This window comes from Sorangium sp. So ce281, from assembly GCF_051527395.1.
GTDB lineage: Bacteria > Myxococcota_A > Polyangia > Polyangiales > Polyangiaceae > Sorangium > Sorangium cellulosum_B.
The window spans coordinates 5,330,888-5,351,953 of sequence record NZ_CP150322.1; the positions used below are offsets into that span (position 1 = coordinate 5,330,888).

12 protein-coding genes are annotated in these 21,066 nt (G+C 69.7%); 1 reads left to right on the top strand and 11 read right to left on the bottom strand.

What is annotated here, in order from left to right; all coding sequences use genetic code 11:
• Positions 1 to 22 precede the first annotated feature (22 nt).
• The 11 genes from WMF27_RS20160 to WMF27_RS20210 all read right to left on the bottom strand — a co-directional run bounded on the left by WMF27_RS20160 (position 23) and on the right by WMF27_RS20210 (position 19,822).
• Complete coding sequence (locus WMF27_RS20160; RefSeq protein WP_437769829.1) at positions 23 to 2,650, bottom strand: glycoside hydrolase family 15 protein; 2,628 nt, start codon at positions 2,648 to 2,650, stop codon at positions 23 to 25.
• A gap of 469 nt (positions 2,651 to 3,119) precedes the next feature.
• Entirely contained in the window at positions 3,120 to 4,256 is a 1,137-nt protein-coding gene (locus WMF27_RS20165; protein WP_437767269.1) for an ABC transporter permease, read from the bottom strand.
• Positions 4,257 to 4,301: 45 nt separating this feature from the next.
• Positions 4,302 to 5,825 (bottom strand): sugar ABC transporter ATP-binding protein, encoded by a 1,524-nt coding sequence (locus tag WMF27_RS20170; RefSeq protein ID WP_437767268.1) that lies wholly within the window; start codon positions 5,823 to 5,825, stop codon positions 4,302 to 4,304.
• An 80-nt stretch (positions 5,826 to 5,905) separates the two neighbouring features.
• A complete protein-coding gene (locus tag WMF27_RS20175) occupies positions 5,906 to 6,931 on the bottom strand; it encodes a sugar-binding protein (RefSeq protein ID WP_437767267.1) in 1,026 nt (341 codons plus the stop codon).
• A gap of 188 nt (positions 6,932 to 7,119) precedes the next feature.
• Positions 7,120 to 12,180: an AAA family ATPase gene (locus WMF27_RS20180; RefSeq protein ID WP_437767266.1), complete on the bottom strand. Its 5,061-nt coding sequence runs from the start codon at positions 12,178 to 12,180 to the stop codon at positions 7,120 to 7,122.
• A 358-nt stretch (positions 12,181 to 12,538) separates the two neighbouring features.
• Positions 12,539 to 13,765, bottom strand: coding sequence for a vWA domain-containing protein (locus tag WMF27_RS20185; RefSeq protein ID WP_437767265.1), 1,227 nt, complete (start codon positions 13,763 to 13,765; stop codon positions 12,539 to 12,541).
• Between the two features lie 54 nt (positions 13,766 to 13,819).
• Positions 13,820 to 15,538 (bottom strand): hypothetical protein, encoded by a 1,719-nt coding sequence (locus WMF27_RS20190; RefSeq protein WP_437767264.1) that lies wholly within the window; start codon positions 15,536 to 15,538, stop codon positions 13,820 to 13,822.
• A gap of 380 nt (positions 15,539 to 15,918) precedes the next feature.
• The gene (locus tag WMF27_RS20195) at positions 15,919 to 16,800 is read right to left on the bottom strand and encodes an ABC transporter ATP-binding protein (protein WP_437767263.1); all 882 of its coding nucleotides are present in this window, start codon (positions 16,798 to 16,800) and stop codon (positions 15,919 to 15,921) included.
• Complete coding sequence (locus tag WMF27_RS20200) at positions 16,797 to 17,627, bottom strand: ABC transporter ATP-binding protein (protein WP_437767262.1); 831 nt, start codon at positions 17,625 to 17,627, stop codon at positions 16,797 to 16,799. The genes WMF27_RS20195 and WMF27_RS20200 overlap by 4 nt, the downstream gene beginning before the upstream one ends.
• A 5-nt stretch (positions 17,628 to 17,632) precedes the next feature.
• On the bottom strand, positions 17,633 to 18,430 hold the full coding sequence (ntrB, locus tag WMF27_RS20205; RefSeq protein WP_437767261.1) for a nitrate ABC transporter permease: 798 nt from the start codon (positions 18,428 to 18,430) through the stop codon (positions 17,633 to 17,635).
• Between the two features lie 72 nt (positions 18,431 to 18,502).
• Positions 18,503 to 19,822, bottom strand: a complete 1,320-nt coding sequence (locus WMF27_RS20210) for a CmpA/NrtA family ABC transporter substrate-binding protein (RefSeq protein ID WP_437767260.1) — start codon at positions 19,820 to 19,822, stop codon at positions 18,503 to 18,505.
• 589 nt (positions 19,823 to 20,411) lie between these two features.
• On the opposite strand from WMF27_RS20210, the gene WMF27_RS20215 reads away from it, so the two are divergent.
• Positions 20,412 to 21,023, top strand: a complete 612-nt coding sequence (locus WMF27_RS20215) for a 50S ribosomal protein L11 methyltransferase (protein WP_437767259.1) — start codon at positions 20,412 to 20,414, stop codon at positions 21,021 to 21,023.
• Positions 21,024 to 21,066 lie beyond the last annotated feature (43 nt).

A 21,066-nucleotide genomic window follows, 5' to 3' on the forward strand; every position in this document is an offset into this window, starting at 1 on the left:
GCCGCGCTTGGCTGATGACCACTTACCAGCTCACGGTGTCGTTGAGCGTGAGCGCCCCGCCGGACGCGGGCGTGCTCATCGTGCGGTTGCCGCCGCCCGGGAGGGTCTCCCAGGTCACGGTGCCGTCGGCGTTCTTGCGATAGTACTTGTACTGGAGCGCGCTGCTGGCCGGCAGGTTGACGCGGTTCGTCCACACGGGGTAACTGCGCGGATCGACCGGGACGCCGAGATCGGTGTTCCAGCTGCCGAGCGCCGCGGTGTTGCCAGTGACGTACATGTGCTGGCCGACCACGGTGGTCGCGGTGACGTTGACAGCGACGCCGACCTCGCCGGACGCGGGCGGCACCACACACGCGTTGTAGCGGCCGCAGACCACCGAGGGGATATCGACGACCCTGCCCGCCCGGATCGACGCCACCAGGCTGATGTACTCTCCCATCGCCCAGTTCAGGGGGCTCATCGACCGCGTCGGGGTGCCCGCCGCGACGTTCGCCGGCTTCTGGACGGACCAGCCGGTGACGTCCGTCGTCTCGCTCCACACCTGCTCCGGGATGAAGCCCTGCGGCGTCGAGAGCGCCTTCACCGCGGTCAGGTAGGGGTTGCCGTCGGCGCCGACACCCGTGCTGGCGATCTTGAACATGCCGCGCTCGGCCGTGAAGATGGGCCACAGCCGGCCCCGGCCGCCGTTTCCGTCGAAGTTGCCGCCGTCGTTCTTCTCGCCGTATCCATCGTAGTTGTAGCGGAACCACGCGTCGCCCTTGCCGGCGATGGTCCGCTTCAGGATGGCGTCGTACTCGGGCAGCGTCGCGACGATCGAGGGATCGTCGGCCCGCTTCACCCCCATCCGCACGAGCTCGAGGAACCCGCCGTCGACGATGTACCGCTGGTCGTGCGTGCCGCCGCCGTTGCCGATCGTGAAGGTGACCGCCGCGTCCGGCCCGGACACCGGGTTGTACACCTGCGGCCCGCTGCCCGTGTTGCCCCGCGCGGAGGGGTTGATGCGGATGTAATACCGGCCGTCGCCGTGGTACCCCGTGGTCGTGAACGTCCAGCGGTCGACGCTCTGCTGCCAATAGTCGGCGGCGGCCATGTAGCGCGCCGCGCTGGCGGTGTCGCCGTTCGCGCGGGCGATCGTCGCGGCGCAGACGAGGCCCGCGATCTCCGCCGCGATGGTCGACGGCGAGTACCCGGCGTTCTCCTCCCAGCGCTCCTGCTGGGTCCATGGGCCGGTGTTGACGATGTAGTCGGCGGTCCTCTTGATCTTCGTCCACAGCGGGTTGTAGACGGAAGGTCCGAGCCGCCACGCGAGGAGGATCGGCATCGCCTGCTCATCCATCTGCGTGCCTTGCCAGTACTGCCAGCCGCTGACCCAGGCGTTCTGCGGGAAGCGGCCGACGCGGCTGTAGCCCTGCGGGCAGCCCGGCGCGTCGTACTCGGCGGCGCCGCAGTCGCTCGACTGCTGCAGGGTGTTGAACAGGTAGTTGACCACCGCGGTCCCGCTCGCGGTGTCGCCGGCCGTCACCAGCGCGCTGGCGAACTTGAACAGATCGCGCGGCCAGACCAGGTGGTAGCCGCCGCTATTGCCGTCGCCGTTGGTCTCGCCCCATGGCGTGCCCATCCCCGCGATCATGGCGCCGTTCGACTTGTCCTGGATCGCCTTGAGCGACATCGCCGCGAGGTAATACTGGTCGTCGGCGGTGGCGCTCTGGCTGCTGAGCCCGGCGGCGTAGGTCTTCCACCCGTTGTCGTAGGTGGTTTGCAGCGTGCTCGGGTTGCCGCCGAGCGTCGCGTTCGCGGTGGAGGCCGCCTCGGCCTCGGTCGCGCCGAAGCCGAGCACGACGTCGAACGAGACGCTGGTGACGGCGCTCGCGCCGAGGTCGATCCAGCCCATCTGCGCCACATTGCCGCCGCTCGCCAGGTCGTTTCGCCAGGTCATGGTCCTGTCGACGTTCCCGCCGAGGAGGTCGGTCCAGCCGTCCGACTCGCCGACGAAGCCGCTCGACACCATCGGCGCGCCGCTCACCACCTTCCATGGGCGCGACGCGGCGAGCGCCGAGGCGCGGCTGTTCTCCGAGGCGACGAGCAGCGTGCGCCCCCCTGCCTCCACGGTCCTCGACGTGTCGCCGGCCCCGGAGTTGTCCATCGCCGGGTTGTGGAGCAGGTAGAGGTTGAACTGGGTGACGTTCCTGCCGCCCAGGGCGTCGAACCGGACGCGCTGGATCAACGCGTGGCGCCCCGGATCGGTGAAGACGGTCTTGGTGATCCGCCAGCTGTGGGCGCTGTTCGTCGTCGTCGCCTGCCAGCGCATGGACCGCTTGTCCGGCTGGGTCACGGTGAAGCTCTGCTGCTTCTCCTCGTCGACGAAGGTCTTCGCCGTGTCCCCCACCAGGAACTGCAGATCGACGGTGTTCACTGTGTCGAGCACCGGATAGAACACCTCGGACACGATGCCGCGATGACCGGTGAAGTAGACCCGCGAGGCCGCGGTCGTCGAGGTGCCGAGGAAGGACTTCTCCGCAGGTCCCCACACAGAGGGTACCCCGACCCCCTTGGCGGCAATGCCGGCGCCGAGCGCCTTCAGGGCCTCTGCCTTCGACGGTGCCCTGTCGGCGGCGCCGAACGGGAACGGGACCGCGGACTCCCCGGCCATCGGCTCCTCTGCATCCGTGTCGAGCGCGCAGCCCGCGAGCCCGAGTGTCAGGCAAACAATTGCAGTGTCACAAGAAATGTGCTTCAGCATCACGCCATTCCCCTTCCATCGGGTGGCCGTCGCGTGAAGACCGCTCCACGGCTACCGTAAGCTAGCGACTTGGTTGATGTTTTTACGTGGTGCGTGCGGATCGCGGGCCGGGCCCCCTGCGCTCACGTCGCTCCGGCTCCGCGTGGGACGCCAGCAATGGTGCAGCGTAGCACGCGATCTTCGCGCGCTTGCGCGCACCTGCGCGCCGCCATGCCGAGCTCCTGGCAAGGACAGCGACGCTGCGCTCTATGCGCCGTGTCGACGCGGATCCACGAGCACCGAAACCATCACGCGGTGGGGCGATCGACGCGAACAGCGCAGCTCCCGTCGCGGGCTCGGCGGAGCGCGGCGTCGGCCTCGCCGCCGCGAGCTCATCAGCTCACGCGCCAACCACCTTGCGCCTCGCCGCCGCGTAGCGCCTGACCACCTCGTCCGCGATGACGCCGATCAGGATGACGGCGCCGATGACCGCGAACTCGATCTGGGTCGGGACGCCCAGCATGTTGATGGCGTTGCGCAGCACCTGCATGAGGGCGGTGCCCAGGATGACGCCCAGGACCGCGCCCTCGCCGCCGCGCAGGCTGAAGCCGCCCAGCACGGCCGCGGCGATCGCATACAGCTCGTAGAAATTGCCGAAATCGACCGGCTGGGCCGAGTTGACCTCCAGCGCGAACAGCATGCCCCCGAAGCAGGCGAGCACCGAGCAGAGGACATACGCGAGGATCGTCATCCTGTCGGTGTCGACCCCGCTGTAGCGGGCCGCCTGCTCGTTGCGGCCCAGCGCCATCAGGTAGCGGCCGTAGACGGTGCGGTTCAGGAAGATCGACGCCGCCACCGCGATCGCGAGGAACAAGAGGAACGGCATCGGAATGTCGATCCACGTGATCGGCGCGAGCCGCGTCTTCACGCCGGTGAACGGGTGCACCGCGTAGGGGCTGAAGCGCCCCTCGGAGATCCACGAGAGGAACGGCACGGGGACCGAGAGCGGGCTGCCGACCGACAGGTAGCGCAGCGACTCGAACCCGACGCCGAACCCCTGCGTCTGATCGCCGGAGATCCCGCGCGCGGTGCCCCGGTAGAGCAGGAGCCCGCAGAGCGTGACCACGAACGGCTGGAGCCGGAGCTTCGTGATGAGCAGCCCGTGCGCGAGCCCGATGCAGAGGGAGATGCCGAGCAGCACGGGCACCGCCAGCGAGGCCGGCCAGTGCTGCACCGAGAGGAGCCACGGCAGCATGCAGCCGGCGAGCGCCACGACCGAGCCGATCGACAGATCGATGCCGCCCGTGATGATCACGAAGCCCGCCCCGATGCTGAGGATGCCGAACAGCGCCGTCCTCCGGATCAGGTTCTCGAGGTTCTCCGCGAGGAGGAACCTCCCGTTCATGAGCGCGGTGCCGAGCGACACCGCGAGGAGGAGCCAGAAGACGCCGAGCACCTTCCGCCGCGTGGTGGGCACGAGCAGCGCAGCCGGCGCGGCGCCGCGCGCCCCGAGGTCATGTGTCGTCGTCACAGACATGCTCTCTGGCCTCGATGGTTCGTGTTCACGCCGCGTCACGCCGCGTCACGCCGCGGCGTCGCTGCCGGTCGCGAGCTGCATGATCGCCTCCTCGCTCAGCTCGGCGCGGCCGAGCTCGCCGGCGATGCGCCCCTCGTGCATCACCAGCGCACGGTCGGACATGCCTATCACCTCTTCCATGTCGCTGGAGACGAAGAGGGTGGCCATGCCGCTCGCTGCCAGTCGCTCCATCAGCTGGTATATCTCGTGCTTTGCGCCGACGTCAATGCCGCGGGTCGGCTCGTCCAGGAGCAGCACGCGCGGCGACATCGAGAGCCACTTTGCGATGACGACCTTCTGCTGGTTGCCGCCGGACAGGTGCTGCGCCGGCTGCACGTCGCTCGGCGTCCGCACGCCGAGCTCCCGGATCATCTGCGCCGACATCCGGCGCTCGCCCGCGCGGTCGAGGACGCCGTAGCGCTGCGCCGTGCCGAGGCTCGGGAGGCTCACGTTCGCCCGGATCGCCATCTCCAGGATGATGCCCTGTTGCTGGCGGTCCTCCGGGACCAGGCCTATCCCGGCGGCGATGGCGTCTCGCGGGGCGCGCGGCGAGATCGCCCGCCCGGCCACGCGGACGGCGCCTCCGGCCGCCGGCGTGACGCCGAACAGCGTCCGGAGCAGCGACGTGCGCCCCGCGCCGAGGAGCCCGGCCACGCCGACGATCTCCCCGGCGCGCACCGTGAAGGAGAGCGCTCGCTCGGGGTGCCTCGGCGTCCGGAGGCCGGAGACCTCGAGCACCGGCTCGCCGGGCGGGTTCGGGACGTGCGGATAGAACTGCGAGAGATCGCGGCCCACCATCAGCCTCACGATGCGCTCGTGGCTCATTTCCTCGCGCAAGAGCTCGCCCGCGTTCTCGCCGTCGCGCAGCACGAGCACGCGATCGCAGAGCGCCCTCACCTCGCCGAGGCGGTGAGAGATGTACACGACGCTGATCCCGCCCGCGCGGAGCTCCCTCACCACCTGGAAGAGCGCCTCCGCCTCGTGCGGGCACAGGCACGACGTGGGCTCATCCATGATGAGCACCCGCGCGTTGGCCGAGAGCGCCTTCGCGATCTCGACCAGGTGACGCTGCCCGAGCGACAGGCCGCCGACGAGCGCGCGCGGCGAGCACGCGAGGCCGACCCGCGCCATGATCGCCCGCGCCTCCCGCTCCATCCTGCCCTCGTCGATGAAGCCGCCCCGCCGCGGCTCCCGGCCGAGATAGATGTTGGCCGCGACATCGAGGTTGTCCGCCAGGTTGAGCTCCTGGTGGATGAGCGCGATCCCGCGGGAGAGCGCCTCCCTGACGGAGCCGAGCGCGACAGGGCGCCCGTCGAAGAGCATCTCGCCGGCGTCGGGCGCCTCGACGCCGGCGAGGATCTTCATGAGGGTGCTCTTGCCAGCGCCGTTCTCGCCGACGATGCCGAGCACCTCGCCTCGGCCGAGCGCGAGGCGCACGCCGCCGAGCGCGAGCACGCCGGGGAAGCGCTTGGTCAGACCGCGCACCTCGAGCAGCGGCGTCGCGTCCGGTTCAGGCGAGGAGGCTGTCATTCGCGTCGGCGCGTCGGCGCGTCGAGCGTCGCCGGCCCGGGGCGCGCGCCGCGCGGGCGCCGCGCTGCCCGACGCCGGGCTCACTGTTGCTTGCCCGCCTTCTGCTTCAGATCGGCCCAGAACTCGTCCAGGTTGCTCTTGCGGATCTGCCGGGCCGGCAGGGAGATGAACTTGTCCTGAGGCACGACGGAGCTATCCCCCCGCACGAGCGCCGCGAGCACGCGCACCGACTCCTTGCCGTACATGTACGGATTCTGCACCACCGTGCCGACCACCTCGCCGTCCTGGATCGCGCGCAGCGTCGCGTCCTGCTCGTCGAAGCCGACGACCTGGATCGAGCTCATCTTCCCCGCCTGCTTCACCGCCTCGAGCAGGGCCGGCGTGTGGTACGCGTTCAGGCCGATCAGGCCCACGAGGTCCGGGTGCGCCGACATCATGTCTTCGGCGTTGCTCTTCGCCTTGGCGGCGTCGATCTGGTCGGTCAGGGTCGCGACGATGGTGTATTTCGCCCCCTTCAGCTCCTGGTTGAGCGGGTCGTTCCCGGCGCTGTTGTCCTGGCGATCGAGCAGCTCGTCGAGCACGCCTTGACGGCGCTTGCGGGCGTTGTCGCCCTCGAGCCGCCCGACCAGGATGGCCACCTTGCCGCCGCCGGGGATCGCCTCCTTCACGAGCTGCCCCGCCATCCGGCCAGCGACGTAGTTGTCGATGCCGATGTACACGATGCGATCGCTCTTCGGAGCGTCCGAGTCCTGCGTGATGAGCTTCGTCTTCGCGGCCGCCTTGTTGAGCAGCGGGACCTGGTTCTCCGCGTCGATCGGGCTGATCGCGATGCCGTCGACGCCGCGGATCAGGAGATCCTCGACCCGGTGCAGCTGGTCGTTCACGTCGCTCGGCATCACGACGCTCACCTCGACGTTATGCTCCTTCGCGCCGTCGATGACGCCCTTCTCGGCGATGGTCCAGAACGGGGCGACGCCGTTCGTGATGTAGGCGAGCTTCGGCTTGCCCCCCCCCGCCGCCGGCGCGCCGCCATTGTCGCAGCCCAGGGTCGTGAGCCCCGCCGCCACGCAGACCCCGACGATGAACCGACCGATGCTCTTCAACATGCGCTCTCCCCTCCGCCCGTCCACCCGACAAGAGCCGCCTCGCGCGACGGGCCCCTGCGCCTCGTGCCGCCGCGCGGGCCACGACAGAGCAGGACCCCCCGGTCAACTGGCCAGCTCATGATGCGCGATCCGCTCCAGACGTGTCTACACGATTCGACGCGCGGATCGCCGCGCGCCTCTCGCCCCCCCTAGCGCGGCGTGCCCGGCACGCTCATGCCGCCCGATCGGCCGACGGCGTACGCGATCCCGCTCTGCAGCGTCCCCCGGATCACGATGCGCGACATGTCGATGTCGAGCCGGAGGAGCGCCTGCGCGACCTCGCCGCGGATGCCCGTCAGCACCGCCTGGACCCCGAGCAGCCGGAGCGCGTTCGCCGCCTTGAGCAGGGCGTTCGCCACGCGTTGATCGACCCCCTTGATCCCCGTGACATCGATGATGACGGTGCGGGTGCCGCTCCTCGTCGCGCCGTCGAGCAGGGTCTCGAGCACGTCGTGCGCGCGCTCCTCGTCCAGCGTGCCGATGAGCGGCATGACCATGACGTCGCTCGTGATGGGCACGAGCGGGGTCGACAGCTCGGAGATCTTCGCCCGCTGGAACCGGATCACCTCCTCTTGCAGCTCGGCCCGGGCCGCCTCGGCGCGCTCGCGCTCGCCGAGCTCGTGCAACAGGCGCAGGTTGGCGTCCCGGAGCTCGGCGCTCTGCGCGGAGAGGCGCACGTTGGCCAGAGAGAGCTCCTCGGTCCGCTCCCTCACCTCCTGCTCCAGCCGCTCGTTGGCCTCACGGAGCTCGGCGCTCACGGCCGTGAGGTCCGCGTAGAGCAGCGCGTTCTCGAGCGCCACCGCCGCCTGCGAGGACAGGAGGCGCAAGAGCTCGGTGCGATCGGCGGTGAACGCGTGCTCCGCGAGGTGGTTCTCCAGGTACAGCACCCCGCTCAGCCGGCCCTGGTGCAGGAGCGGCAAGCCCAGGATCGATTTCGGCCGGCGCGCGATCACGTGCGGATCGCCGGCGAGGCGCGGGTCGTCGTCCGCGCGCCCGATCACGAGCGCCTCGCGCGAGCGCGCCACGTAATGCACGACCGAGCGGGCCAGATCGAGGCGCGCCTCCAGGGGCATCGAGAGGCCCAGGCTCACCGTGTCGGGGCCGACCGCGATCATCGCCTCGACCGTCAGCACCTCGCCGCGCGCGAGGATGAGGAACCCCCGGCTCGCCCCGGCGCTCTTGATCACGCTGCGCAGGACCTGCTCGATCACCTTGTCGAGCACGATCGCGCTCGAGATGGCCTGGGCTGTGCTGAGGACCGTGGCGAGATCGAAGCTCTCCCCCGCGACGAGGCCCTGGAGCGCTGTGCCGGTCGGCGAGAGCGGAAGAGGCTGGCCCAGGGCCGAGGGGTCGGCCGGCGCGAGCTCCTCGCGCAGCGCCTTGGCCTTCTCGGTCGCCCCCCAGCGGTCGTACAGGTAAACCGCCCTGCGCAGGAAGATGTGCGCGAACTCGGCCCTGCCCTGGGCGAGCCAGAACCTGCCGTAAAGCTCGTTGCCGAGCGCCTGGTTGTTGATGTAGTCGGCCTGCCGCGCGGCCTCGATGCCCCGCTCGTACAGGTCCATCGCCTCGGCCCTCCGCCCCTCGACGCGGGCCTGCTCGGCGAGCAGGAGCAGGTGCTTGTGAAGCACGTTGTCCGGCCCGGCGTCGGCCCAGCGCTTCATCCGCCCGAGGAGCCGCAGCAGCTGCTCCTCGTGCTCCCGCCGCGCCGCGCCCTCGGCGCTCTCCCACGCGGCGATCCGCATGAGGCCCGCGTAGAACGTCGCCTCGGGCACCTTGGCGTGCGTCGGCAAGGCGCTCTCGATCACGGCGAGCTTCGGCATCAGATCGGCGAAGCTCGCCCTGTCGCCGAACAGGTAGGCATTCCGGATCTTGGCGTAAACCAACCACCCCATGTGGTAGGGCGAGCCGCCGTGCTTCGCCGCGTAGGACGCCTCGTCGAACCCGTCGTCGTCGAAGCTGAGCCGGCCCCTCGTCAGCCCTTGCAGGCACCGGAGGGGCTGGATCACGCCCGCGAGGAGGATATCGATGATGTCGTGGCTGCGGGCGCGCCGCAGGAACGCGAGGTGCGTCTCGGTGAGCTGCGAGAGCTCCACGAGGTTCATCCCGTAAGTGAGCCGGTCCGAGCCGCTCTGGCTGATCATGTACCCCATGGCCGTCCAGTCGCCGGCCTGGAGCCCGAGGTCGTAGACCCGGTCGTAATAGGGGTCCGCCTTCCGCAGGGGCTGCGTCCAGCTGTGCACGTCCGCGGAGAAGATGTGGTAGGTCTTGGCCCGGAGCACGAGGTTGTCGAGCTGGTCTGCGAGCTCGACGGCCATCTTGCCGAACCGGTACGCCGTCTCGTACTCGCCGAGCAGCGGGCCGACCACCATGCCGTACGCGACGTATCCGAACGCGGACATATCGCTGTTCCCGTGCTGCAGCGAGAGCGTCACCATCTTCACGATGGCGAGGTTCGCGAGCGTCTGGTCGCTCGAGTTGTAGGCCCCGAAGAACAGGTTCACGAGCAGCTCCAGCGTCACGGGGTGCTCGGGGCTCGTCGTCCTCGGGGCGCGGGCGAGCTCCTCGATGCTGCGCCCGCCGAGGAGGACGGGCACCGCCCGGAGCTCCTGCTCGAGCAGCGCGGCGACCTCCTCCCGGGCCTCGGGGATCGGACAGCCGAGCAGCCGGAGGCCGGCCTTCTGGACCAGGGTCGCCTCGTGATTGCGCCACTGGAGCAGGTACTGGTTCGCCTGGACGAGGAGGACAGCGACCTTGTCCATGGCCGTCCGGGCGCGCGCGAGCGCCGCGGTGCAGAGCCGCTCGGCCTCCTCGAAGGCGCCGCACAGCGACTCGACCTCGGCGCGCTCCCTGTGGAGCGCGAGGGCGAGCTCGTAGTGGTCGTCGAAACCGCCGTGGGGCAGAAACCCGAGCCCCGCGCGGAGATAGCCGGCCGCCGCCTCGTAGGCGGTGGCGGCCTTGGCCCTCCTGCCGGCGGCGAGGTTCAGCGCCGCGGCCGTGGCCTGCTCCGCGGCCGAGGTCACGATGGGCGCCGCGATGTTGACGTGGTTCACGATGTCGAAGAGCGCCTCGTCCCGCGCGGCGCCCTCGCAGCTGGCGAGCATGAGCCGCGCGATCCTGAGGTGGACCTCGCGCTTGCGATCCTCGCTGATGAGCGAGTACGCCGCCTGCTGGACGCGATCGTGCAGGAAGCGGTAGGTGACGCGCCAGTCGACGCCGGTCCGCGCCTCGTCGTCGGTCGCGTGCGCGAGGCGGTAGTCGGCGTCCACGGGCGCGATCAGGCCCTCTTGCAGGATCTTCCACAGCGCGGCCACGGTCTCGTGCGCCGGCCGCTCGCTGATGACCGCGAGGGTGCGCAGGTCGAACTCGTGCCCGATGCAGGCCGCGAGCCGGAGGACGCGGACGAGCTCGGGCTCGAGCTCCTCGATCTTGCGCGCCATGAAGTCGACGACGTTGTCGGTGACCGTGCGCCGCCGGATGCCGTCGAGATCCCATGTCCAGGCGCCCTTCTCGAAGCGGAGCAGGCCCTCCGCGTGGAGCGAGCCCAGGAACTGCCGCACGAAGAACGGGTTGCTCTGGGTCCGGTCGAACACCACGCGGGCGAGCGGCTCGACGTCCGCGCGGGCCGCGGAGAGCGCGTCCGAGAGCAGCGCGATCACGTCGGCGAGGGCGAGCGGCCGCAGCTTGAGCTCGCGGAGCGGCGCGCCCGCCTTCTCGATCTCGTCGAGCGCGACGCGGAGCGGGTGGGCCGCGTACACCTCGTTGTCGCGGAAGGCGCCGAGGAGGAGCAGGTGGCCGCGCCCTGGATCGGCGGCCAGGACCTGGAGCAGCTTGAGCGAGGCCGGGTCGGCCCACTGCAGGTCGTCCAGGAAGAGGACGAGCGGGTGCTCGGCGGTCGCGAAGACGCCGACGAACGCCTTGAAGATCGCGTGGAAGCGGCCCTGCGCCTCCGCCGGCGGGAGCTGCTGGACCGGGGGCTGCTGGCCGATGATCCACTCGAGCTCCGGGATGAGGTCGACGAGGAGCTGGCCGGTGCTCCCGACCGCGCGGCCGAGCGCCGCGCTCCAGCGCGCGAGCTGCTCCGGTCGCTCGGTGAGGATGTGCCGGAGGAGCTCCCGGAAGGCGCGCGCGAGCGAGGCGTACGGCGCCCCGCGGTTCAGCTGCTCGAACTTGCCCGCGGTGAAGTAGCCGCCTCGCTGGGCGATGGCCCTGCGCATCTCGTTCACCAGGGCCGACTTGCCCATCCCCGAGTACCCCGACACGAGCAGGAGCTCGCCCTCCCCGCCGGCGGCGCGCTCGAAGGCGGCGAGCAGCGCGCGCTCCTCCTCGGCGCGGCCGTAGAGCTTCTGCGGGATGCGCAGCGTATCGGGGATGTCGCGCAGGCCGAGCGCGAAGGGCGCCACAGCGCCGGAGCTCGAGAGCTGGCGGAGGCACGCGTCGAGATCGGCGAAGAGCCCGAAGGCGCTCTGGTACCGGTCCTCCGCGTTCTTCTCGAGGAGCTTCATCACGATCCGGGACACCGCGTCGGGCACGCCCGGGACTTGCTCGGGCGGCGGCACCGGCGTCCGCGCGATGTGGCCATGGATGAGATCGAGCGGGTCGCTGCCGGTGAACGGCAGGACGCCGGTGAGCATCTGATAGAGGGTCACGCCGAACGAGTAGAGGTCGGTGCGGCGGTCGATCACGCGGTTCATCCGGCCGGTCTGCTCCGGTGACATGTACGCGAGCGTCCCCTCGAGCGCCTCGGGGCTTATCGCCTGCTGCGTCTCCTGCGGGAGGAGCGTCGCGATGCCGAAGCCGACGAAATGGACCTCGAGCGTGTCCGGGTCGACGAGGAGGTTGTGCGGCTTGATGTCCTTGTGAATCACCTTGTGGCGGTGGAACTCGTCGAGGACCCGGGCCGCCGAGCGGGCGATCGTCAACGCCGCCTTGAGCTCCAGCCGGCCGGCGCGCAGGAGGTCGTGGAGCGTCGTCCTGCTCGGCCGCTCGAGCACGAGCGCGAGGCCGTTCCTGTGCTTCTCGAGCCCGTAGGCCTTGACGACGCCCTCGACGTCGAGCGCGCAGAGCACGTTGTACTCGTGCCGGAGCGCCGCGAGCTCACGCGCGCTCGGGAACTCGCTCTTCAGGACCTTGAAGACAGCAGGCTTGCGCTCGTCACCCCAGGTCCCTTCGAACACCTCGATGCTCGAGTCGACGTAGATCGGCTGGCTCACGGAACAGGTCGCGGAGAGCATCTCACCTCGCCGGGGCGCTCGGCCGGACCGCCGTCGCTGCTCGCGTCAAGCAGGCAGGACGGACGGTGTTCTCGCACAAGCGCACCATGGGCGGATTATGTCTAGATCGCTGCCCCCGAGTCACCACCGAAATCGGAACATCGATTCGTCCGTGGTGATATTTTTCAATATTTGTGCGCTAGACATCCAACTTGGACGGAGTTCGGCGTTCGCGCCCGTCACCGAGCGCGGCAGTGCGGCGCGCTAGCGCGGCGCTTCATGCGATGTGGGCTGGCTCTCGGAGGGCTGGAGGACGTCGATCAAGCGGCGCGCCGGGAGGGCGCGTCACAGGCGCAGGTCATTGCGGCACCTCGACGGTGGGACAACCGAACTCGACACGGACGCTCTCTGCCCCCATGGACTTCACGTGCTCACACGTGGCGCCCTTGATCACGATGGTGGGCGGGGTCGTCGAATCGTCGTAGTCCCAGCCGTCGTCGCCCGGCTTCGGCAGCACCTCGTCGTCGATGAAGACGTTCACCTTCGCGCGGTCCGGCGGCTCGGTCTCCAGCGAGAGCGCGCAGGTCCTCACGAGATCCCTCGTGATGCCTGTCAGCGTATCGCCGAGGCTCGCCGCGTCCACCACCTCGAAATAACGGGGCGAGGTCTCCGACGTGGCCGTGTCGCCCTCGACGGCGAGCTGGTCCAGCACATGGGCATAGGCCGTCGCGCCGGGGATGCCGACGACGAAGGTCTTGATGCCGGCCGCGCGCAGGTCCTTCACCCGCTGCACCGTGCGCACGTCGTCCAGGCACACGTCCGTCAAGCCGGCGACGCAGCAGTTCGGCACGCCCGAAGGGCAGTCCCCATCCATGTTCGTGGTGCAGGTCGCGGCCTCGCAGGTCATGGCCGGATCCTGGTTGCAGTTGGGACCGCCGTCGGTCGCCAGGAGGACGTACTTGTCGCCTTCGAGGGTGCCGCCAGCTCCCACGGTGAGGTACCCGAGGGCGCGCGCGAGGGCGTCCGCGGTCGGCGTCGCGCCGCCGGGGTCCGTGCCGTCCAGGAGGGTCTTGATGGCGGGGACGGAGGTCGCGCCCGGCGCAACGGCCACGCTCAGGTCCTCCCCCGCCGGCATGCCGCAGTGCTCGTCGGAGGGAAAGAGCTGAAGCCCGACGGACATCCTGTCCTGGATCACGTCGAGCGCGGTGCCGAGGGCGCCCTTCATCATCGTCCAGCGGTCGCTCCCTTCCCAGTCCTTGGTCATGCTGTCGGAGCGATCGAGCACGATCACGAGGTGAACCTGCCGCGGCTGAGCGTCGACCTGCTGGCCGCCGCAGTCGCCGCCGTCCTCCCCCCCGCCCGAGCTGGCGCCCGGCCCGGAAGCGATGAAGCCGCCTCCGAGCGAGGGCTCCCCGCTCGTTCCACCGAAGTCCGTCCCGCCGGCGCCGCCGTCTCCGGAGCCGCCGCTGCCCGCGCCCGTTCCGCCACCCGATACCGAGCATCCCGGCGCGAGCGCCCAGCCGAGGCACCAGAGCGATGCCAGGAACAAGGAGCGGGCGTGGTTCCCGCGGTTCTTGCCGATCATAGCCATTCTCCTCGACACGAGTGAATCGACACGAGTCAACGCCAGCGCGCGGCGTCAGCCCGGAGGAATGCGGCAGATGCCGCTGTAACACTGCACGGTTCCGGCGTTGCAGCAGTCGGACGTCGCGCCGCAGAGCTGCCCGTACTCGGCGCATCGCGGCGGGGTGCCGCCCGCCCCGTCCGAGCCACCGCCGCCGCCTGCGCCGCCTGCGCCGCCTGCGCCGCCCGTTCCGCCGGTCGCGCTCGAGCTCCCGGTCGCGCCTGACGGGGAGTCTGTCGTGCACGTGCCCGACAGGGAGCCCGGCTCGTACTCGCACGTCGTTCCGACGCAGCAGTCGCCGTTGTTCGTGCAGGGTCCGCCCGCCGTGACACACTGGGGCGTCGTCCCTCCGGGCGTGTCGTAACACTGGAGCTTGCCTGTTTCGCTATTCCGCACGCAGGGGGCGCCGTCGCAGCAATCGTCGGCGGAGGCGCAGTCCTCGCCTGCCTGGCGGCAGGCCGTGAGCGCGTTGCACCGAGGCACGCCGAGGGCGTCGAGGCGGCAGTTGCTGGCGTTCCCCAGGTAGTTGCAGCAGTTGTTGGGAGCGCTGGTGGAGGTATCCGAGCAATAGCTGTCCTTGAAGTGACAGACGCCGCCCTGGGGCGTGCAGCCGTTCGGGTTGCGGCAGCGGCCGATCTCCCCGTCCGGATCCCCCGACTTGTCGCAGACGACGTTGCCCGCGCCCGGCAGAGCGGCGGTGGGATCGCCGCCGCAGCAGTCCTCGTTGCGCTGGCACAGGGCGCCGTTCACGCGGCAGCCGCTCGGCGGCTGGCAGACGGCGATCCCGGTGGGGCCGTACGGCGCGCACACGCGGCTGCAGCAGAAGCCGCAGCTGTCGCAGACCGCGCCGTCGATGCCGCCGCTGTTACAGCGGCTCGCCGTCGACGGCTCCGCGCCGCAGTACCCCGCGGGATCGGAGGTGTTCCGCTTCACGCATACGCCGGTACAGCAGTCGCTGTCGCCCTTGCAGACGTCGTTGCGCTGCACACAGAACGAGGAGTAGAGGACGCAGCGGTTGTCTCGCCCGCAGAGCTGGGAGCAACACTGGCTGTCCTCGGTGCACGGGTTGCCGCCCGTCTTGCATGCGGTGGCGCCGTTGACGTCGCTGCACGTCCCGCCGGCGCACATGCCGCTGCAGCACGCGGCGCCGCCTGCCGTGCAGTCGGATCCGTCGGGGAGGCAGGCGGTCGCGCTGCACCTGCCCGAAGCGCAGTTGAGGCTACAGCACTCCGAGGATTCCTCGCAAGCGGCGCCTGTCCCGAGGCAGACGCTGAGCGGCGAGGCGCAGGTGCTCGTCGCGGTGTCGCAGATGCCGGAACAGCAATCTCCGGAGCGCGCGCACGTGGACCCGAAAGGCGCGCAGGTCGGCACCTCGACCCCCGTGTCAGGGCCGCCCGCGCCGCCGACGCCGTCCGTACCGCCGGCGCCCGTACCGCTGGCGAGCGCGCCGCCCGCACCGCCGGCACCCGCGCCACCAACGCCAGTGCCCGCGCCCGCGCCACCTTCTCCAGCGCTGGCCGTCGCGCTGGCGCCGCCCGTTCCAGTCGTCCCGCCGCCGCCAGCGTTGGCCCCTCCGGAGCCACCGGCCGAGGAGCTGCCCCCGGCCGCGCCGCTGGAGGGCCCTGACGTGGTGGCGGCGCCACCTTCGCCTCCCGAGCCGGTGCCCCCGGACGAGCCGCAGGCACCAGAGAGCCATACGATGCCGACAGCCGCGAAGATTCGAGATACACGCATGCACTTTCCTCGCTTGATCGCTTGCCGCAACCGACGCAGTCGGAGAAAGGATACATTCGCGCAACTCCAAGTTGTCCGTATGGCTTTTGTTTCAGGGCATGCCCCTCTCCCTCCATTTTTGTCGGAGGTGGTGAGCTTCGTAAGCGCTACGCGCACCTGTGCGCGCAGCGCAGAGCTAGCGCTCGCCTGGCCGTGATGAGCTCTGCCCAGAGCGGTCAGCGAGACCGCGCTCCGCGCTTTGGTGAGGTTCGTCGCAAAGAGCCCTCGACGGAGGAAGCGACGCTGTACGGTCCTCGAGAGGAGAGGACATGCAGGCTGTTTGGAGAGGCACGTTCATGGGGGCAGCCCGGCGGCGGCCGTCCGCTCCCTTCTCCCCCGCTCTACGCGGATGTCCTCGTCCCCTTCCAGAGCGCGCTCCAGAACCGCCCCGTCTTCACGGCGCCCTCCGGGACGGACTCTCGGGCGCTCTCCTCGGCGGGCTTCTCCTTGTGGGCCTGGCCCTCGAGGAAGGTGATCAGCCGCTCTCGAAGGGGATAGTACATCGGGTCCTCCAGCACCTCCTGACGGTCCCGCGGGTGCGGGAACGGGACCTCGAGGATCTCGCCGACCCGCGCCCCCGGGCCGTTCGTCATCATCGCGATGCGGTCCGACAGGAACAGGGCCTCGTCGACGTCGTGCGTGACCATCAGCGCCGTCTTCTGGTCCTCTGCCCACAGGTTCATGAGCACCTCCTGGAGCTCGAACCGGGTGAGCGAGTCGAGCATGCCGAAGGGCTCGTCCAGAAGGAGCATCTTGGGCGACAGGGCGAAGGCGCGCGCCAGCCCGACCCGCTGCTGCATCCCCGACGACAGCTCGCGCGGCTTCTTGTGCATGGACTCCTCGAGCCCCACGAGCTCGAGGTAGTGCGTCGCGATCTCGATGCAGTCGTTCCTGCTCTTCTGCCGGTGGACCTGCTCGACCCCGAGCAGGACGTTCTCGAGCGCCGTCATCCAGTGCAGGAGGCAGGGCGACTGGAACACGACCCCGCGGTCCGGGCCCGGCCCCTGGATCTGCCTGCCCGCGAGGACGATGCCGCCGCTCGTGATCTCGGAGAGGCCCGCGACCATCGACAGCACGGTGGACTTGCCGCACCCGGAGTGGCCGATGAGGGACAGGAACTCTCCCTTCCTCAGGTTCAGATCGAAGTTCCTGACGACGACCGACGGGCCCTTCGGCGTGGGAAAGGTCTTCGTGACGTTCCAGATCTCGAGGTACTTCTTCATGCGACCGCCTCCGCGCTCCGCGCTGCATCGGGCGCGCCCTCGCCCGCCTTGGGCCCGGCGCCCGGGCCGAGCAGGTAGCCGATCACCGCGCCGCGGATCTCCTTGAACCGCGGGTCGTGGTTGAGGGCCTTGCGATCCCGAGGGCGCTCGAGATCGACGGTGATCCCTGGCCCCAGCGTGGCCCGGGGGCCCTTGCTGAGCGGGAGGATCCGGTCGGCGAGGAGGATGCCCTCGTCGACGTCGTTCGTGATGAGGAGCACGGTCTTCCGGGTGGCGCGCCAGATCCGCGCGAGCTCGTCCTGGAGCGTCGCGCGCGTGAGCGCGTCCAGCGCCCCGAACGGCTCGTCCATCAGGAGGACCTCCGGATCCATGGCGAGCGCCCGCGCCACCGAGACCCGCTGGCGCATGCCGCCGGAGAGCTGCGCCGGCTTCTTCTCGCGGGCCTCGGTGAGCTTCACCATGGCGATGTAGCGCTCGGTGTGCTCCCGCTTCTTCTCTGTGGACCAGGAGCCGAAGATCTGGTCCACGGCCAGGTAGACGTTCTCGTAGACCGTGAGCCAGGGCAGGAGAGAATAGTTCTGGAAGATGACGCCGCGGTCGGGGCCCGGCCCCTCGACGACCTTCCCGTTCAGCTTGACCTCCCCGGTGTCCGGCCTGAGGAGCCCGGCGATGAGGGACATGAGCGTCGTCTTGCCGGCGCCCGAATAGCCGACGACGGCGACGAACTCTCCCTTCTCGATCTCCAGGTGGATGTCCCTGAGCACCTCGGTGCGGGTGGCCCCGCCACCGTAGCTCTTCCCGACGTTGCAGAGCTCGACCAGCGGCATGGACGTCACGCTCCCGCCAGCTTGAGCCGGCGCTCGACGAGGCTCATCAGGGCGTCCAGGAGGAAGCCGACGACCCCGATGGTGATGATGCACAGGATGATGTGCTCGTAGATGAGGCTGTTGTACTCCTGCCAGAGGAAGCCGCCGACCCCGGGCGAGCCGGTCAGCATCTCCACGGCGACGATGACCAGCCAGGCGATTCCCAGGCTGAGCCGGAAGCCCGTGAACATGTAGGGGAGCGCCGCGGGGAGCTGCACCTTGAACAGCGTCTTCATGCGCGACAGCCGGAGCACCCGGGCGACGTTCATGTAGTCCTGCGGGATCGATCGCACCCCGAGCGCGGTGTTCAGGACCGTCGGCCACATCGAGCACATCGCGATGGTGAAGACGCCGGCAGGGTCGGGCTTCTGGAAGAGCACGAGGCCGAGCGGGAGCCACGCGAGGGGCGAGACCGGGCGGAGGATCTGGATGATGGGATCGAAGCTCGACCTGAACAGCCTCGACGCGCCCAGGAAGAAGCCGATCGGCGTCCCGAGCAGGATCGCCAGCGTGTAGCCCTTGGCGACCCGCTGGAGCGAGTACCAGGTGAAGCGCAGGATGCCCTGGTCGAGCTCTCCCCGCTTCTCGAACGGCTCGAAGATGTAAGGCCTGCTCACCTCCCATGTCTTGAGCGGAGAGGGCAGCGCCTGGGTCCACAGGCTGCTCGCGGCGGCCCACAGCCCGATCACGCACGCCACCCCGAAGAAGGGGAGGATCATGTGGTCGACTCGAATCCTCGGAGAGATCGCCTTCGCCTCGCTCATGCAGCACTCCTCTTCCGCTTCTTCCGCTTCCGCCGCCGCGCCTCTCGCCGGCGCGGCGATGGCGATGTCGGTTCATCCCCTCAGGGCGTGGACCGGGAACGACGTCGCGTACTTCTCCGGGTCCTTCGGATCGAACGTCACGCCGTCGAACAGCGTCTCGGGCGCGTCGCTCCGGCCGCCGTGCGCGACCCCGAGCTCCTTCATCGCCTCCTCGTAGAGATCGGGGCGCATGACCTGCTTGACGACGCCCTCGTAGTCCGGCTTCCCCTCCACCATGCCCCACCGACGGAACTGGCTGAGCCACCAGAGAGCGTACTTGGGCTGCGGGTAGTTGCAGCCCCGCTCGCTGAAGATCATGTAGTCCTTGTCCTCGTTCTTGCGCCCGTCGCCGTAGTCGTAGCGGCCCTGCAGCCGGCCGAGGATGAGCTCCGGCGGACAGTTGATGTACGTGGGCCTCGACACGATGTCCGCCTGCTCGGGGCGGTTGTCGAGCTTGTCCAGCCAGACGCTCGCCTCGTGGAGCGCCTTGATCACCGCCTTCACCGTCTTCGGGTTCTTGTCGGCGAACTCCGCGGTGAACGCGCACACCTTCTCGGGGTGGTCCCTCCAGAGCTCCTGCGTGGTGATGGCCGTGTAGCCGATCTGGTCGGAGATCGCCCTGGCGTTCCACGGCTCGCCGACGCAGAAGCCGTCCATCTTGCCCACCTTCATGTTGGCGACCATCTGGGCGGGCGGGATGGTCACGAGCGCGATGTCCTTGTCCGGGTGGACGCCGCCCGCGCCCAGGTAATAGCGGGTCCACATGGCGTGCGTTCCAGGCGGGAACGTCATCGCGAAGGTCATGGGCGCCCCCTTCTCCTTCGCCTCCTCGACGAACGGCTTGAGCGCCCTGGGATCGCCGGCCACCTTGCCCCGGAGGTCGCTCTTCATCGTGATCGCCTGGCCGTTGCGGTTGAGCAGCCACGGGATGACCATCGGCATCTTCGGCGATCCGAGGAGCCCCATCGTCGAGGCGACGGGCATGCCGAAGAGCATGTGCGTCGCCTGCAGATCCCCGTTCGTGAGCGAGTCGCGGATCGCGGCCCAGCTCGCGCCCTTCACGATGGTCGCGTTGATGCCGTACTTCTTGAAGAACCCCTTCTCGTGGGCGATCACGAGAGGAGAGCAGTCGGTCAGCGCGATGATGCCGAAGCGCAGATCGGGCACCTCGGGCCTGGCGGCGTCCGGGATGAGGGGCGCGGCGTTCGCCGCGGGCTTCGCCGACGCCTCGGACCGCGATTCGCAAGCGGGGAGGAGCGCGGCTCCCCCGAGCGCGAGCGCACCGCCGAGGAAGCGCCGGCGGTGAAGGGGCGTGGCGCTCGGGGCCTCGCTCGCAGGTTCTCGTCTCTTCATTGCAAAGATCCTTTGCTGGGATGACCGTGGAGCCTCGGACGCATGGAGAGGGACACGCCCGCCGGTCGGGGCAGACTGGACGGGCTGCGCTCCGAGGCGCCGTCCGTGAAACCGCCTGTTCGTTCGAGGGTGAGCTAGGCCAGCTCCGCGGCGAGATCGGCAGGGTGAGCGCGCTCTCGCCGCGGGCGTGCGCCCTGGATGGTCTCAACCATACATGGGCCCAGGATTTGCCAAGGACGATGCATGGGCGCGTGTTTCTATGAAGTTTCTATAGGATATTTTTCTTCATTCACTTCACGTTCATCACGTTCATCACGTTCGTTGCGTTCGTTGCGTTCGTTGCGTTCGTTGCGTTCGTTACGTTCGTTGCGTCCGTCATGTTCGTTTCGTTCGTCGCGTCGCCTTCGTCGTCGGTTTCAGCGTGCGGGTGTACGTCCCTCGCCGCGCTCGATGGGCCCTACCGCCCGGAGGCGGGCGGGGGCGCCGGTGGTGGGGGTGGGCGTCGCCGAGGTGATGCGGGCGACCGCCGAGGGCATCGACACCGGGGAGCTGACACCCGGGCCGCCGCGGTGGCAGACTTCGACGACGCATGAGCGACCGTTCGAGCCTCGTTGACGTGCCGCCTCGCTTTCGCGTGATCACCGATCCACGGGGCGCGGAGGTCGACGACCGCACCATCGTCCTCGGCCCGAGCCACGCGTTCGGCGACGGCCGGCACGAGAGCACGCGGATGTGCCTCCAGGCGCTCGCGTCGTTCGCGCCACGCAGCGGCTTTCGCCTCTTCGACGTGGGGAGCGGGACGGGGATCCTCTCGATCGGCGCCGCGAAGCTCGGCGGCGAGGCGATCGGCGTCGACATCGACGCCGCCGCGAACGCGATCGCGGCGGACAACGCGCGGCGGAGCGGGGTGGAAGCGCGCGTGAGCTTCTCGGCGACGTGGCCGGACGGGACGTTCGACATCGTCGTGGCCAACATCCTCCGCGACGTCCTCACGGCGCTCGCCCCTCGGATCGTGGCGCGCCTGGCTCCCCGCGGGACGTTGATCCTCTCGGGGCTCGTGTCCACCGACGTTCCGGAGCTCGTGGCGCGTTATGCGCCGCTCCTTACCGACCGTCGACCGGAGATCTTCGAGCGGGGCGCGTGGCGCGCGCTCGTGTGGCGCGACGCCGAGCCGCGCTCGGATGCCGGAGCCGCGACCTGATCTGGGCGCGGCGGGCGCCCCCGGATGACGGCATGACCGCATG